Consider the following 13,075-nt stretch of genomic DNA (forward strand, 5'->3'; position numbering starts at 1 on the left):
AGCGCTGTTGAAGCCGTACCCGTTCACCGCCGTCGTCGGGCTGCCGGACCTGCGCCTGGCGCTGGTCCTCTCCTCGATCTCACCCGCCGTCGGCGGGGTGCTGGTGCGCGGCGAAAAGGGCACCGCGAAGTCGACCATGGTCCGCGCGCTCGCGGGCCTGCTGCCCGGTGTCGACGTCGTCGACGGCTGCCGGTTCTCCTGCGATCCCGCGGCGCCCGACCCGCTCTGCCCGGACGGCCCGCACGACGGCGCGACCGGCCACCGACGTCCCGCGAAGCTGGTCGAACTCCCGGTCGGCGCGGCCGAAGACCGCGTCATCGGGAGCCTGCACCTCGAACGCGCCCTCGCCGAGGGCGTCACGGACTTCCAGCCCGGCCTGCTCGCCGCCGCACACCGCGGGCTGCTCTACGTCGACGAGGTCAACCTGCTGCACGACCACCTCGTCGACACCCTCCTCGACGCCGCCGCGATGGGCCGCGCGACCGTGGAACGCGAAGGCGTTTCGGTCTCGCACGCGGCCCGGTTCGTGCTGATCGGCACCATGAACCCCGAAGAGGGCGAACTGCGGCCCCAGCTGCTGGACCGGTTCGGGCTGACCGTCGAGGTCGCCTCCAGCCGCGACCCGGAGCAGCGCGTCGAGGTCGTCCGCCGTCGCCTGGCCTACGAAGCCGATCCCGACGCCTTCGCGGCGCAGTACGCCGGCGAAGACGCCCAGCTCGCGGCGGACATCGAAGCGGCGCAACGGCTTCTGCCCGCCGTCAAGCTCCCCGACGAGGCTCTGCGCCAGATCGCCGAAGTCTGTGCGTCCTTCGAGGTCGACGGCATGCGCGCGGACATCGTCACCGCCCGCACCGCGGTCGCGCACGCGGCCTGGGCCGGCCGGGACGAGGTGACCACCGAGGACGTCCGCGTCGCCGCCCGCCTCGCGCTGCCGCACCGGCGCCGCCGCAACCCGTTCGACGCGCCGGGCATCTCCGAAGAGCAGCTGGAGCAGGCCCTTCAGGACGCTCAACCGGACTCGGGACCCGAGGACGACGGCCCCGGTTCGGGGTCGGAGCCGCCCGAAGCCCCCGAACCGCCCCAGGGCAGCGAAAACGCGCCGCAAGGCGAACCGCGGCAAAGCGGCGGCCAGCAGAAGACGGTCGGCGCCGGCGAGACGTTCAAGGCCCGCGTCTTCCGTGTGAAGGGCATGGGTGAAGGCGAGCGCGGACGCCGTTCGCGCGCGATCACCGACAGCGGCCGGACCATCGGCGTCCAGCCGGGCAGCGTCCGCGAAGGCCGGCCCCACCTGGTCGCGACCGTGAAAGCCGCGGCACCGCACCAGAAAGCCCGCGGCCGGGCCGGCGCCGGGCTGAAGCTGCGGCCGGAGGACGTCCGCTACGCACTGCGCGAAGGCCGCGAAGGCAACCTCGTGCTGTTCTGCGTCGACGCGTCCGGCTCGATGGGCGCGAAGGCGCGGATGCGCGAGGTCAAGTCCGCGGTCCTGTCGCTGCTTCTCGACGCCTACCAGCGCCGCGACAAGGTCGGGCTGGTCACGTTCCGCGGCAACGCGGCCGAACTCGCGCTGCCGCCGACGATCAGCGTCGACGCGGCCGCGTCCCGCCTCGAAGGCCTCCCGACCGGCGGCCGGACACCCCTGGCCGAGGGACTTCTGGAGGCGGCGCGCGTGCTGCGCGTCGAAGAGACCCGCGATCCACGGCGCCGTCCGCTGCTGGTCGTCGTCACCGACGGCCGCGCCACCAGCGGGCCCGACGCCGTCGCGCGCGCCCAGGCCGCGGCCGGCCTGCTCAGCGGCGTCACGACGATCGTCATGGACTGCGAGAGCGGCAAGATGCGCCTCGGCCTGGCCGCCGACCTCGCCGCGCACCTCGGCGCGGAACACGTCCCCCTCGCCGACGTCGCCGCCGACGCGCTGGCGGCCGCCGTCCGCGCCCGGACCGGAAAGGCCGCCTGATGCCGCAGGGCAAACCGGACGCCGTCCCGAACGACGGTCTGACCACGCGCCAGCGCCGCAACCGGCCGCTGCTCGCCGTGCACACCGGCGAGATGAAGGGCAAGTCGACGGCCGCGTTCGGAATGGCCTTGCGTGCCTGGAACCAGGGCTGGTCGATCGGCGTGTTCCAGTTCGTCAAGTCGGCGAAGTGGCGTGTCGGCGAGGAAGCCGCGTTCCGCGCGCTCGGCCAGCTGCACGACGACACCGGCCAGGGCGGACCGGTCGAGTGGCACAAGATGGGCGAGGGCTGGAGCTGGGCGCGCAAGTCCGGCACCGAAGAGGACCACGCTTCGAACGCGCGGGAAGGCTGGGCGGAGATCAAGCGCCGGCTCGCGGCCGAGACGCACGACTTCTACGTCCTCGACGAGTTCTCGTACCTGCTCAAGTGGGGCTGGCTCGAGGTCGGCGACGTCGTGTCCACTCTGGTCGACCGGCCCGGGCACCAGCACGTCGTCATCACCGGCCGGTACGCGCCGCCGGAGCTCGTCGAGGCCGCCGACCTGGTCGCCGAGATGACCAAGGTCAAGCACCCGATGGACGCCGGCCAGAAGGGCCAGCGGGGGATCGAGTGGTAGCGCGGGTGGTCGTCGCCGCGCCCGGTTCCGGGCACGGCAAGACCACGATCGCCGCCGGGCTGATGGCGGCGCTGCGCGCGGCCGGGCACCGGGTGTCCGGGCACAAGGTCGGACCGGACTTCATCGATCCGAGCTACCACGCGCTCGCGACCGGACGTCCCGCGCGCAACCTCGACCCCTTCCTCCAGGGTGAAGAACAGCTGGTTCCGTTGCTGCGGCACGGTTCTCACGGCGCCGACATCGCCGTGATCGAAGGCGTGATGGGCCTGTTCGACGGCGCGCTGGGCACCGAGGGCTACGCCTCGACCGCCCACGTGGCCCGGGTGCTGGACGCGCCGGTGGTGCTGGTCGTCGACGCCTCGGCCGCCTCCCGCAGCGTCGCCGCGACCGTACTCGGCTTCGCCCACTACGACAACCGCGTGCGGCTCGCCGGCGTCATCCTCAACAAGCTCGGCTCGCAGCGGCACCTCGACGAGATCGCGTCCGCGCTGGAAGCCACCGGTGTTCCGCTGCTGGGGGCGTTGTACCGCAACGAAGAGATCCACGCGCCGAGCCGGCACCTCGGGCTCGTTCCCGCGGCGGAACGGGCTGCGGAGGCGCAGGACGTGCTGCCCGCGCTGGCTGCCTGGGTGCGCGACGGCGTCGACCTGGAAGCGATCGTCCGGATCGCGTCGGGTGCGCCTCGGCTTTCCTCGCCGCCGTGGGAACCGTCCGGTGTGGATGGTCCGCCAGCGACGATCGCGGCGGCCGGCGGTCCGGCGTTCACCTTCCGCTACACCGAGAACATCGAGCTGCTGGCGGCGTGCGGTGTCGAGGTCGTGGACGTCGACCCGTTGCGGGACCAGGCGTTGCCCGACGGGTGCGCCGGCCTGTACTTCGGTGGCGGGTTTCCCGAGGTGCACGCGGCCGAGCTGTCGGCGAACACGGCGTTGCGTGCTGCCGTGGCTTCGGCCATCGAGGCCGGGATGCCGGTGAGCGCGGAATGCGCGGGGCTGCTGTACCTGTGCCAGTCCCTGGACGGTGTGCCGATGGTCGGAGCCGTGCCCGCGGACGCCAAGATGACCGCTCGCGGCAAGCTCGGCTACCGGCGTGCGGTCGCCGTCGAGGACAACCTGCTGGCCACCGCCGGGCAGCGCGTCACCGGGCACGAATTCCACCGCACCGAAGTGACGCCGTCACACGGCACTTCGGCCGCATGGGGCTGGGATCGGCAGCTGGACGGCTTCGCGTCACCGACGCTGCACGCGTCCTACCTGCACGTCCACTGGGCGGGGTATCCCGAGCTGGCGCAGCGGTTCGCGGCGCGGGTCCGAGCCCATGGCTGACTACGACCTGCACCACCACGGCGATCGCGAGGTGGGGCCGGGGCTGGTCGATCTCGCGGTGAACGTCCGATTGCCGAGGCCGCCTTCGTGGCTGCAGCAGGAACTGACGTCTGCTTTGGACTCCCTCGCCGCTTATCCGTCGACTGTGGACGCAGTGCAGGCGGTGGCCGCACGTCACGGCCGCGCACCTGAAGAAGTCCTGGTCACGGCCGGGGCGGCAGAGGCGTTCACGCTGCTCGCTTCGGCTCTGCGCCCCAGACACGCGGTGGTCGTGCACCCGCAGTTCACCGAGCCCGAGGCGGCTTTGCGTGCTGCCGGGCACGCGGTCGAGCGGGTGATCCTGTCCGAAGAGGACGGCTTCGTGCTCGCCCCGGAGCTGGTTCCGGACGACGCGGACCTGGTGTTCGTCGGCAATCCGACCAATCCGACGTCGGTCCTGCACCCGGCGGCGTCGCTGCTCGCCCTGGCGCGCCCCGGCCGGCTGCTCGTGGTGGACGAGGCGTTCTTGGACGCGGTGCCCGGCGAGGTCGAGAGCCTGGCCGGCGGGCATCCGGGTGTCGTCGTGCTGCGCAGCTTGACGAAGACGTGGGGACTGGCCGGCCTGCGCGCGGGGTATGTGCTCGCTCCGGCGGACGTCGTCGAGCGGCTGCGGGCGGTGCAGGTGCCGTGGTCGGTGTCCACTTTGGCCGGCGTGGCGACAGTGGCGTGCTGCCGTCCGTCCGCTTTGGAGGAGGCGGAGAAGCTGGCGGTGGCCGCGGAAGCGGACCGCGAATACCTGGTGTCGGGCCTGAGCGCGCAGGGTGTCGACGTGCTGGGTGATCCGCGCGGCCCGTTCGTGCTGGTGCGCGTTCCCGATGGCGCTTCCCTGCGCACGCGCCTGCGCGAGGCGGGCTATGCGGTGCGGCGAGGGGACACGTTCCCCGGCCTCGGCCCGGACCACCTGCGGCTGGCGGTCCGCGATCGGGTGACAACGGACGCGTTCTTGACGACTCTTCGGGAAGTTTCGTAAACACCGACAGGGGGTTGTCGTTACCGCCGCCGAGACTGGGCGCAGACCGGGAGAGGCCCGGCGTGGCAGCGGAAGGAACGACATGCCCGGATTCAACGACGTCGCCTGGTTCGAGATCGGCACCGCGGACCCGGCGGCCGCCGAACGGTTCTACGGCGAGGTGTTCCGCTGGAAGGTCGCCCAGGACACCTCGGCGAGCACCGACCCGGCCTACCGGGTGATCGACACCGGCGGCTCCCGCGGCGGGCTCTCCACGGGCACGGAGGAGTACGCGATCTTCACCGTGCTGGTCGAGGACGTCGACGCCACTTGCCGCCAGGTCGAGAAGGTCGGCGGTCGGGTGCAGCGACCACCGAGCGTCAACCCGGTCGGCGTGACGTTCGCGCACCTGCTCGACCCGGCGGGGAACCACTTCTCCGTGTTCACCCCGCCAAAGTGAGCTGGTGGACGTCGCCGTACGGGATCTCGAGGTCTTCGGGACGCAGCGGGCGTAGGGGCGGGATCTCGGCGGTCACGGTGAAGGAGACGATGCGGTCGGTGCGGAAGGCCCGGATCTCCCGGCGCAGCCGGCACCAGGCGATGAGGTACCAGTGCTCGGGCTTGCCGACGTAGCCGAGCGGCTCGATCTCCCGCCGGGTGACGGCGCCTGCGCGGTCGGTGTACCGGATGCGCAGGACGCGGCGGATGTTGAGTACCTGCGGCATCGGCGGGATCGGACCGTCGCCGAGCAGGTGGACACAGGCGGCGAGGTTCTTCGCCGCGTCCGTGTCCTCCCGCCGCATCGCGGCCACCAGCTTGCGCAGGGCCGAGCGCCCTTCGGCGCGGAAGGGGGTGCCCTCGAGGTGTCTCAGCGCGAGGGCCATGGCCACGGCCTCGGCGGGCGTCAGGTTGACCGGCGGCATGGTGTGCGCCTTGTCGAGGCAGTACCCGCCGGTGCGGCCGGGCTCGGCGTAGATCGGCGTACCCGACTGCTGCAGGGCGCTGATGTCCCGCTCGACGGTGCGGACGCTGACCTCGAACCGGTCCGCGAGCCAGCGCGCGCTGCGTGGCCGGGGCGCGACGGCGCGCAGTTCTTCGACGATGGCGTAGAGACGATCGGTTCGGTTCACCCGGATCACGATAGGAAGGGGGTACGACAGTTTCGGTTACTCGCAGAGCTGCTTGAAGTCCGTCGCGCCGGGCCGTAGGCGGAACCGGACCTCGTGGCCGAGGTGGTCGCGGAAGACCGCGGAGGCCGGTGGGGCGAGCGTCATCGTGCCTTCCTGGTACGGGTTGTCCCAGCCGGGCGGTGCGCTGCGGGCCGGGCCGATCAGTGGCGTCTCGGCCTCGTAGAACCGGTCGCCGATCTTCGCTTCGTCGACGCCGCAGTGCGTGAAGAGCGCGAAGTTCGGCAGCGTCACCGGGGTGGGTGTCGGCGCCGGTGCAGCGGGCGGTGCGGGTTTCGGCTCGGGTGGGGCGGTTGTGAGGAGGACGATGACGCCGGCTCCCAGCACGGTGGCGGTTGCCGCGAGCAGCGGGGCGACCAGCCGTCGCCGGCGTGCGGGGAGCGGTGCGGGCCGGACGTCCACGGTGTCGGCGAGAGCGTGGAAGGCGCGGCGCAGGCGATCCTCGACGTGGGTCATCGGAGTTCTCCTTCCAGCTTCGCCAGCGCGCGGGAGGCGCAGGTCTTGACGGTGCCGCGGGAGACGCCGAGCGTGTCGGCGATCTCGGCTTCGGACAGGCCGGCCCAGTACCGGAGCACGAGCACCTCCCGTTGCCGTCTCGGCAGCCGGCGCACGGCGGCGAGCACTTCGCGGTGCTCTTCGCCGAGCAGGACGCCGGTGTCCGCGGGTGGTACGTCGTCGCGGTCGCCGGGCCGGTGCCGCAGACGCCGTGCCGCGCGCCGGTGCGCGGAGCGGGCGCCGTTGACGACCGAGACGCGGAGGTAGCCGCCCGCGCCGGCCGGGTCGTCGAGCGGCCAGCGGCGGACGAGCGCGAGGAAGGCGTCCTGCACGACGTCTTCGGCGAGCCCGCGGTCGCCGAGCAGCAGCACAGCGAGCCGGACCAGGCCGGGGCGGTGCGCGCGGAAGAGTTCCGCCGGGTCGACGGCGGTATCGGTGCCCAGGGTGACCTCCTTTACCAGGTACACGCCGGGTACCGGGCCTAGGTTGACAACGCCACCAGTGCGGTCGCGACGGCGGCCTCGACACCGGCGCCGAGGACATCGCCGGTGATGCCGCCGAGCCGTTTGGTGCACCGCCAGAGGAGCGCTCCCGTGACGGCGTAGGCGAGGGCGACCGCGAGCGGGCCGCGCCACCACGGCAGGCCGGGCAGCAGCGCGGCCAGCCCGGCGGCGGCCAGGCCGACGGCGATCGCGGCGGCGCGGGCCACCGAGCCGGCGACGGTGGCGCCGAGGCCTTCCGGCCGGGCCGTCGGAACGCCGCGCGCGCACGCCATGGAGAGCGTGCACCGGCCGACAAGGACGCCCGCGGCCGCCGTGAACGGGTTCGCGGCGGTCAGGGCACCAACCTGAACGAGGAGGACCAGAACGAGAGTGGCAACCCCGGTGGGGCCGGAATCCCCGCGGCGCATGACGTCGAGGGCTTTGGCGCGGTCGTAGGAGGCGCCGAGGCCGTCGGCGGTGTCGGCGAGCCCGTCGAGGTGCAGCCCCCGGCTGCCTAGCGCGACGGCACCGAGGGCGAGCGCGGCGGTGGCCAGAGAGGGCAACCCGGCGGCGTTCCCCGCCCAGACGATTCCCCCGGCCGCGGCGGCCAGCGGGATCGCCGCGAGCGGGGCAAGCACCATGGCGCGGCCGGCGACCTGCTGGTCGATGACGCGCGGCGCCGGGACGGGCACGGTGGTCAGCGTCCCGGCGGCCATCCGCGCGGCGTCGGCCCACCGGCTCATGCCAGGTCGGCCAGCAGTCCCATGTCGGCCAGGATCGCGCGGGCCGCTCGCAGCGTCGGGACGGCCTGCACCGCTCCGCTCCCTTCGCCGAGCCGCAGGCCGAAGTCCAGGATCGGCTCCAGGCCCAGGGCCTTCAGCGCGAACGCCTGTGACGGCTCCGTCGAGCGGTGGCCGGCCAGCCACCACTGCTCGGCTCCGGGCGCGATGTCCCGGGCCACCACGGCTGCGGCGCCCGAGAACACGCCGTCCAGCAGGACCGGGATCCCGAGCACCGCCGCTTGGACCAGGAAGCCCGCCGTGGCCGCGACGCACGCGCTGCCCAGGGCCGTCAGCCGCTCGAACGGGTCGTCCGTGCGGCCGGCCGTGCGGGTCAGGGCGGCCGCGACCGCCGCCGTCTTGCGGTCGAGGCCGGCCGCGTCGACTCCGGTGCCCGTGCCGACCACCTCGGCCGCGGGGAGGCCCAACGACGCTGCCACCAGGGCTGCGCACATCGCCGTGTTGCCGATGCCCATGTCGCCGGGGATCAGCACGTCCGCGTCGCGCTCCTCCAGGGCGATCGCCCGGCCCGCCTCGAACGCGGCCTGGGCTTCGCCCGGGAGCAACGCGTCCTCGACGTCGATCGAGCCCGATCCGCGGCGGATCTTGTGCGCGGTCACCGACGGCGGCACGTCCGCGCCGTCCCAGTCGACGGCGATGTCCGCGACCCGTACGCGCGCGCCGACCTGGGCGGCCAGCACGTTCACGCCGCTCTTGCCGGCCAGGAACACCCGGACCATCGCCGCCGTCACCTCGCGTGGGTACGCCGAAAGCGCCGACACGCCGTGGTCGCCCGCGAAGACGACCACGCGGACGTCGTCCAGCGGGCGTGGTGGCACCGTGCCGTGCGCCGCGGACAGCCAGGCCGCGATCTCCTCCAGCCTGCCCAGCGCGCCGAGCGGCTTGACCAGGCCGTCGAGGCGCTCCAGGGCGGCGGCGCGGGCGGCGGGGTCGGGCACGGGTACGTCGAACACGGGCGCCTCCTGGCTACAGGTCGAGCGCCCGGCCCGCGACGACCAGCACGACCCGGTCGGCGTCGGCGGACACCCGGTTGTTGAGTGCGCCCAGCACATCACGGAACAGCCGCCCGGACGACGTTGCGGGCACCACACCGCTGCCGACCTCGTTGCTCACCGCGACCACCGGCACCCGGGCCGCGGCCCAGGCGGCCAGGAAGTCCTCGAGCCGGTCGTCCAGGCGGTGCTCCCAGCCCGGCTTCTGGCGCCACGCGCCGACGTCGTCGAGCACGCGGGACAGCCAGGTGCCGAGGCAGTCGATCAGCAACGGCTCGGTCGCCGTGCGCAGGATGCCGGCCAGGTCGGTGGTCTCGACCGTCTTCCAGTTCGCCGGCCGCCGTGCCTGGTGCGCGGCCACCCGCGCGGCCCATTCCGGGTCGTCTTCGCCCGCGGGCAGGCCCGGCGCGACGTAGACGAGGTGCGGGTGGCGGGCGACGAGCCGCTCGGCGTGCCGTGACTTCCCCGAGCGGACGCCGCCGAGGACCAGCACCTTGCCTTCGTCGCGCCCGTACCGGCGGAGGGCGCGAGCCAGGGTTTCGAGATACCCGGCGAGCCGGTGGGTCAGCTTCGTCATACCGGCATTCTGGTGCACGCGCTACCGTGCGCCACGTGCCACTCCGTCTAGGGACAACCACGGCCGGACTCGTGACCGGATACGTAACCGACGCTCTGTTCGGTGACCCCCGAACGGGCCACCCGGTCGCCCTCTTCGGTACCGCCGCGGCCCGTCTGGAACACCGTCTGTGGGCCGATTCGAAGCCGCGCGGAGCCGCGTACGCAGCGCTGTGCACCTTCGGCGCCGTCGGCCTCGGCGTCGTGCTTCAGACGGCGACGCGGCGACGTCCCTTCGCGCGTTACTTGCTCACCGCCGCGTCGACGTGGGTTGTGCTCGGCGGACGCGGCCTTGCCGCCGAAGGCAGCGAAATGGCCCGGCTGCTCGAAGCAGGCGAAGTGCCCGCAGCGCGTCAGAGGCTCTCGCACCTCTGCGCGCGCGACGCGACGACGCTCGACTCCGCGGAGCTGACCCGCGCGGCGACCGAGTCGATCGCCGAGAACACCTCGGATGCCGTGGTCGCGCCGCTGTTCTGGGGTGCCGTTGCCGGGATGCCGGGGCTCCTCGGCTACCGCGCGCTGAACACGCTCGACGCGATGGTCGGCTACCGCTCGCCGCGCTACCGGCGCTTCGGCTGGGCTGCGGCGCGGGCCGATGACGTCGTCAACCTGGTGCCGTCGCGGATCGGGGCGGTGCTCACGGCGTTGTGCGCGGGTGGCCGGGCGCGGGAGTCCTGGCGGGTGTGGCGCCGTGACGGCGACCGGCACCCGAGCCCCAACGCGGGGCAGGTGGAAGCGGCGTTCGCCGGCGCGTTGGACGTCCGGCTCGGTGGGACGAACAGTTACGGCGGCGAGGTGGAGAGCCGGGCGCGGCTCGGGGATGGGCGCGAGCCGGAGCCGGTCGACCTGCGGCGCGCGGTGCGGTTGTCGCGTCGGGTGGGTGCTGCCGCGGTTGCGGTGGCAGCGGTGGTGGCGGCCCGATGAACGGGGTGCTCGTCGCCGGGACGACGTCCGATGCCGGGAAGAGCCTGGTCACCGCCGGGGTCTGCCGGTGGCTCGCGCGCCGGGGGGTGCGGGTGGCGCCGTTCAAGGCGCAGAACATGTCCAACAACTCCATGGTCTGCGCCGACGGGGCCGAGATCGGCCGCGCCCAGTGGGTGCAGGCGCGCGCTGCCGGGGTGGAGCCCGAGGCGGCGATGAACCCGGTGCTGCTGAAGCCGGGCAGTGATCGGCGCAGCCACGTCGTCGCGCTCGGGAAGCCGTTCGGCACGCTCGAAGCGGGGGAGTACGCCACCGGACGGGCCGGGCTGGCCGAGATCGCCTTCAGGGCTTTCGAGGACCTCAGCGCGCGCTTCGACGTCGTCGTCTGCGAAGGCGCCGGGAGCCCGGCGGAGATCAACCTGCGCGGCGGCGACTACGTCAACATGGGGCTCGCGCGCCGGTTCGGGCTGCCGGTGCTGGTCGTCGGCGACATCGACCGCGGTGGCGTGCTCGCGGCCATGTTCGGCACCCTCGCGCTGCTCTCCGCCGAGGACCAGGCCCTGGTCGCGGGTTGGGTGGTCAACAAGTTCCGCGGCGACGTCGGGTTGCTGCGGCCGGGGCTGGACAGCCTCGAGAAGGTCACCGGGCGGCCGGTGCTGGGCGTGCTGCCGTGGCTGGACCGGGTGTGGATCGACTCGGAGGACGCCCTCGCCGTGGCGGGCTGGCGCCGCGAAGTGCCTGGTGGTGGGCTCGGCGTGGCGGTCGTCCGGTTCCCGCGCGCGTCCAACGCCACCGACGTCGACGCGCTGGCCGCCGAACCCGGGGTCACGGTGACGCTCACCGCGGACCCGGACGTGGTCGCGGCCGCGGACGTCGTGGTGCTGCCCGGGTCGCGCGCCACCGTGGCCGACCTGGCCTGGTTGCAGGAGCGCGGTCTGGCCGCGGCGGTGACGGCCCGGGCCGCCGCGGGCCGCCCGGTCCTCGGCATCTGCGGTGGTTACCAGATGCTCACGGAGTCCATTGTGGACGAAATCGAGTCCGGCGCGGGCGAGGTGACGGGCCTCGGCTTGCTGCCCGGGCGGGTGACGTTCGCCGCGGACAAGGTGCTCGCCCGGCCCGCGGGAACGTGGCGCGGGCACCCGGTGGACGCCTACGAGATCCACCACGGCACGGTGGCCACGACGGCGCCGGCGGAGTCCTTCCTGGACGGTCAGCGGGCGGGGGCGGTCTGGGGCACGATGTGGCACGGAGCCTTCGAAAACGACGCCTTCCGCCGCACGTGGCTCACCGAGGCGGCGGCCCAGGCGGGCGTCGGGTGGGCGCCGGCCCCGGGCGCGCCGGGGTTCGGAGCGCTGCGCGAGGAAATGCTGGACAAACTGGCGGACGCGGTCGAAGAACACCTCGACACGGCGATGCTGCGGACGCTGCTGGAGCGCGGGGCACCGCCGGACCTGCCGTTCATCCCGCCGGGCGCGCCTTAGCCCGCCCGGGTGGAGCCGCCGCCTCACGGCGTGCCGCCGGTGGCTGGTTCGCGGTCGCGTCCCTGCCGATCGCCGGTGATCAAGACCCGTGCGATGCCGAAGCCCACCCCAGCACCACTGATCCCGAAGCCCGGCGTCGGAACGCGACCGCGAACCCTCCGGCTCAGGCAGCTACCGCGGTCCGGCGGTTGAGCGCCTTCTCCGCGAACGCGCCGAACGTCAGGCCCAGCGCCAGCCACAGCGTCGCCTGCGTGCCGACCGATGCCGTGCGGAAGCTCCACAACGTCGAGGCCGGGAACGTCGGCGGGACCTCGTCGACCGACGGCAGCAGCCAAGCCACGATGCCGATCACGACGACGTAGGCCGCCGCCGCCAGGAGGAAGCCGTTCCAGGCGCCGAGGCGGTCTGCCAGCTTGCGGCCGAACACCGTGGCGAGAATTCCCACCAGCAGCGACACCGCGACGAAGCCGAAGTACAGCTCGGTGCGGGAGCCGATCGTGCCCGGCTGGCCCACCGCGGGCGGGTTGGCCGGGTACTTCAGGAACGGCACCAGGAACACCACGGCGAACGCGCCCGCCGTGAGCAGCAACGCCGTCAGGCGGGGACGCAACGCGCCGAGCCGGCCCTGGGCGAACGCGAAAGCCAGCGAGAGCAGGCCGCCGATGGCGACGCCGTACACGAGCACGCCGGTCAGCAGGCCGAGCGTGCTCTGGATGTCCCGGGGGACCAGTTCCTCCTCTTCCGCGGCCGGAGCGGGAGCGGCATCGGAGGTTTCATGGGAGTGCGAGTGGCCGGACTCCTCGAGGCCGATGGCCGCGTTCACCGACGGCTCACCGAAGGCGTAGGCGAACCCGAACGCGAGCACACCGGCGATCAGGCCCGCGAGCATGCCGCGGACCAGCAAGGTCTTCATCATGGGAGCGCGTGCCCGCCGATCAGTGGCAGGGGAAGGCCAGCAGGTGCCGGCCGTCGTGCACGAACTCGTGGACGTACATGTTCGCGAAGACCGCCGTCGCGCCCTGCTCGGCGCTCACGAAGTACAGCGCGATCAGGGCGAGGAGCACCACGAACACCGCCCACGGCACGATCTCACGGATCGGGATGCGGATCGGGAGCGGAACGGCGGGAGCTGCCGTCTGGGTCATGCGTGGCCTCCTCGGGCTTTCGCGGCCTCATCGGGGTCGGTCACGAGGGTCCGGGTCTGGCTTCCCCCTGGCGGGG

The 13,075-nt window shown here is 73.3% G+C and carries 15 protein-coding genes; 7 read left to right on the plus strand and 8 right to left on the minus strand.

Features of this window, described 5'->3' with window-relative positions; translation table 11 throughout:
* Nucleotides 1-7 precede the first annotated feature (7 nt).
* The 5 genes from H5965_RS18260 (at nucleotide 8) to H5965_RS18280 (ending at nucleotide 5,341) form a co-directional block, all read left to right on the plus strand.
* Complete coding sequence (locus H5965_RS18260) at nucleotides 8-1,954, plus strand: putative cobaltochelatase (RefSeq protein ID WP_310971205.1); 1,947 nt, start codon at nucleotides 8-10, stop codon at nucleotides 1,952-1,954.
* Nucleotides 1,954-2,568, plus strand: coding sequence for a cob(I)yrinic acid a,c-diamide adenosyltransferase (cobO, locus tag H5965_RS18265; protein WP_310971206.1), 615 nt, complete (start codon nucleotides 1,954-1,956; stop codon nucleotides 2,566-2,568). The genes H5965_RS18260 and cobO overlap by 1 nt, the downstream gene beginning before the upstream one ends.
* Nucleotides 2,562-3,893 (plus strand): cobyrinate a,c-diamide synthase, encoded by a 1,332-nt coding sequence (locus tag H5965_RS18270; protein WP_310971207.1) that lies wholly within the window; start codon nucleotides 2,562-2,564, stop codon nucleotides 3,891-3,893. The genes cobO and H5965_RS18270 overlap by 7 nt, the downstream gene beginning before the upstream one ends.
* On the plus strand, nucleotides 3,886-4,902 hold the full coding sequence (gene cobC / locus H5965_RS18275) for an Rv2231c family pyridoxal phosphate-dependent protein CobC (protein ID WP_310971208.1): 1,017 nt from the start codon (nucleotides 3,886-3,888) through the stop codon (nucleotides 4,900-4,902). Before H5965_RS18270 ends, cobC begins: the two co-directional genes overlap by 8 nt.
* Before the next feature lie 82 nt (nucleotides 4,903-4,984).
* A complete protein-coding gene (locus H5965_RS18280) occupies nucleotides 4,985-5,341 on the plus strand; it encodes a VOC family protein (protein ID WP_310971209.1) in 357 nt (118 codons plus the stop codon).
* On the opposite strand, the gene H5965_RS18285 is transcribed toward H5965_RS18280, so the two are convergent.
* Genes H5965_RS18285 through H5965_RS18310 form a run of 6 tightly spaced genes read right to left on the minus strand, consistent with a single transcriptional unit; the run spans nucleotide 5,325 to nucleotide 9,414 of the window.
* A complete protein-coding gene (locus H5965_RS18285; RefSeq protein WP_310971210.1) occupies nucleotides 5,325-6,011 on the minus strand; it encodes a YafY family protein in 687 nt (228 codons plus the stop codon). The genes H5965_RS18280 and H5965_RS18285 overlap by 17 nt on opposite strands.
* Before the next feature lie 36 nt (nucleotides 6,012-6,047).
* Nucleotides 6,048-6,524 (minus strand): hypothetical protein, encoded by a 477-nt coding sequence (locus H5965_RS18290; RefSeq protein WP_310971211.1) that lies wholly within the window; start codon nucleotides 6,522-6,524, stop codon nucleotides 6,048-6,050.
* Nucleotides 6,521-7,030: a SigE family RNA polymerase sigma factor gene (locus H5965_RS18295; RefSeq protein ID WP_310971212.1), complete on the minus strand. Its 510-nt coding sequence runs from the start codon at nucleotides 7,028-7,030 to the stop codon at nucleotides 6,521-6,523. Before H5965_RS18295 ends, H5965_RS18290 begins: the two co-directional genes overlap by 4 nt.
* Before the next feature lie 14 nt (nucleotides 7,031-7,044).
* Complete coding sequence (locus tag H5965_RS18300; protein ID WP_310971213.1) at nucleotides 7,045-7,788, minus strand: adenosylcobinamide-GDP ribazoletransferase; 744 nt, start codon at nucleotides 7,786-7,788, stop codon at nucleotides 7,045-7,047.
* Nucleotides 7,785-8,798 carry a nicotinate-nucleotide--dimethylbenzimidazole phosphoribosyltransferase gene (gene cobT, locus H5965_RS18305; protein WP_310971214.1) on the minus strand — a complete coding sequence of 338 codons (1,014 nt, stop codon included), beginning with the start codon at nucleotides 8,796-8,798 and terminating at the stop codon, nucleotides 7,785-7,787. Before cobT ends, H5965_RS18300 begins: the two co-directional genes overlap by 4 nt.
* A gap of 13 nt (nucleotides 8,799-8,811) precedes the next feature.
* Entirely contained in the window at nucleotides 8,812-9,414 is a 603-nt protein-coding gene (locus H5965_RS18310; RefSeq protein WP_310971215.1) for a bifunctional adenosylcobinamide kinase/adenosylcobinamide-phosphate guanylyltransferase, read from the minus strand.
* A gap of 35 nt (nucleotides 9,415-9,449) precedes the next feature.
* Here H5965_RS18310 and H5965_RS18315 point away from each other — a divergent pair, with 35 nt between their 5' ends.
* Together H5965_RS18315 and H5965_RS18320 are read left to right on the plus strand one after the other, a co-directional pair.
* Entirely contained in the window at nucleotides 9,450-10,376 is a 927-nt protein-coding gene (locus tag H5965_RS18315; RefSeq protein ID WP_310971216.1) for a cobalamin biosynthesis protein, read from the plus strand.
* Nucleotides 10,373-11,854 carry a cobyric acid synthase gene (locus H5965_RS18320; RefSeq protein WP_310971217.1) on the plus strand — a complete coding sequence of 494 codons (1,482 nt, stop codon included), beginning with the start codon at nucleotides 10,373-10,375 and terminating at the stop codon, nucleotides 11,852-11,854. Before H5965_RS18315 ends, H5965_RS18320 begins: the two co-directional genes overlap by 4 nt.
* 163 nt (nucleotides 11,855-12,017) lie before the next feature.
* Here H5965_RS18320 and H5965_RS18325 read toward each other — a convergent pair whose 3' ends face one another.
* Together H5965_RS18325 and H5965_RS18330 are read right to left on the minus strand one after the other, a co-directional pair.
* Nucleotides 12,018-12,770, minus strand: coding sequence for a CbtA family protein (locus tag H5965_RS18325; protein WP_310971218.1), 753 nt, complete (start codon nucleotides 12,768-12,770; stop codon nucleotides 12,018-12,020).
* A 19-nt stretch (nucleotides 12,771-12,789) separates the two neighbouring features.
* A complete protein-coding gene (locus H5965_RS18330) occupies nucleotides 12,790-12,999 on the minus strand; it encodes a CbtB-domain containing protein (protein ID WP_003069169.1) in 210 nt (69 codons plus the stop codon).
* Between the last annotated feature and the right edge of the window lie 76 nt (nucleotides 13,000-13,075).

The organism is Amycolatopsis sp. 505 (assembly GCF_031625235.1).
Taxonomy (GTDB): domain Bacteria; phylum Actinomycetota; class Actinomycetes; order Mycobacteriales; family Pseudonocardiaceae; genus Amycolatopsis.

Excerpts from the sequence above, each read along its gene's own strand:
- H5965_RS18310 (WP_310971215.1), bottom strand. The coding sequence starts at position 9,414 with ATGACGAAGCTGACCCACCGGCTCGCCGGGTATCTCGAAACCCTGGCT.
- H5965_RS18280 (WP_310971209.1), top strand. The coding sequence starts at position 4,985 with ATGCCCGGATTCAACGACGTCGCCTGGTTCGAGATCGGCACCGCGGAC.
- H5965_RS18330 (WP_003069169.1), bottom strand. The coding sequence starts at position 12,999 with ATGACCCAGACGGCAGCTCCCGCCGTTCCGCTCCCGATCCGCATCCCG.
- H5965_RS18325 (WP_310971218.1), bottom strand. The coding sequence starts at position 12,770 with ATGATGAAGACCTTGCTGGTCCGCGGCATGCTCGCGGGCCTGATCGCC.
- H5965_RS18290 (WP_310971211.1), bottom strand. The coding sequence starts at position 6,524 with ATGACCCACGTCGAGGATCGCCTGCGCCGCGCCTTCCACGCTCTCGCC.
- H5965_RS18300 (WP_310971213.1), bottom strand. The coding sequence starts at position 7,788 with ATGAGCCGGTGGGCCGACGCCGCGCGGATGGCCGCCGGGACGCTGACC.
- H5965_RS18320 (WP_310971217.1), top strand. The coding sequence starts at position 10,373 with ATGAACGGGGTGCTCGTCGCCGGGACGACGTCCGATGCCGGGAAGAGC.
- cobO (WP_310971206.1), top strand. The coding sequence starts at position 1,954 with ATGCCGCAGGGCAAACCGGACGCCGTCCCGAACGACGGTCTGACCACG.
- cobC (WP_310971208.1), top strand. The coding sequence starts at position 3,886 with ATGGCTGACTACGACCTGCACCACCACGGCGATCGCGAGGTGGGGCCG.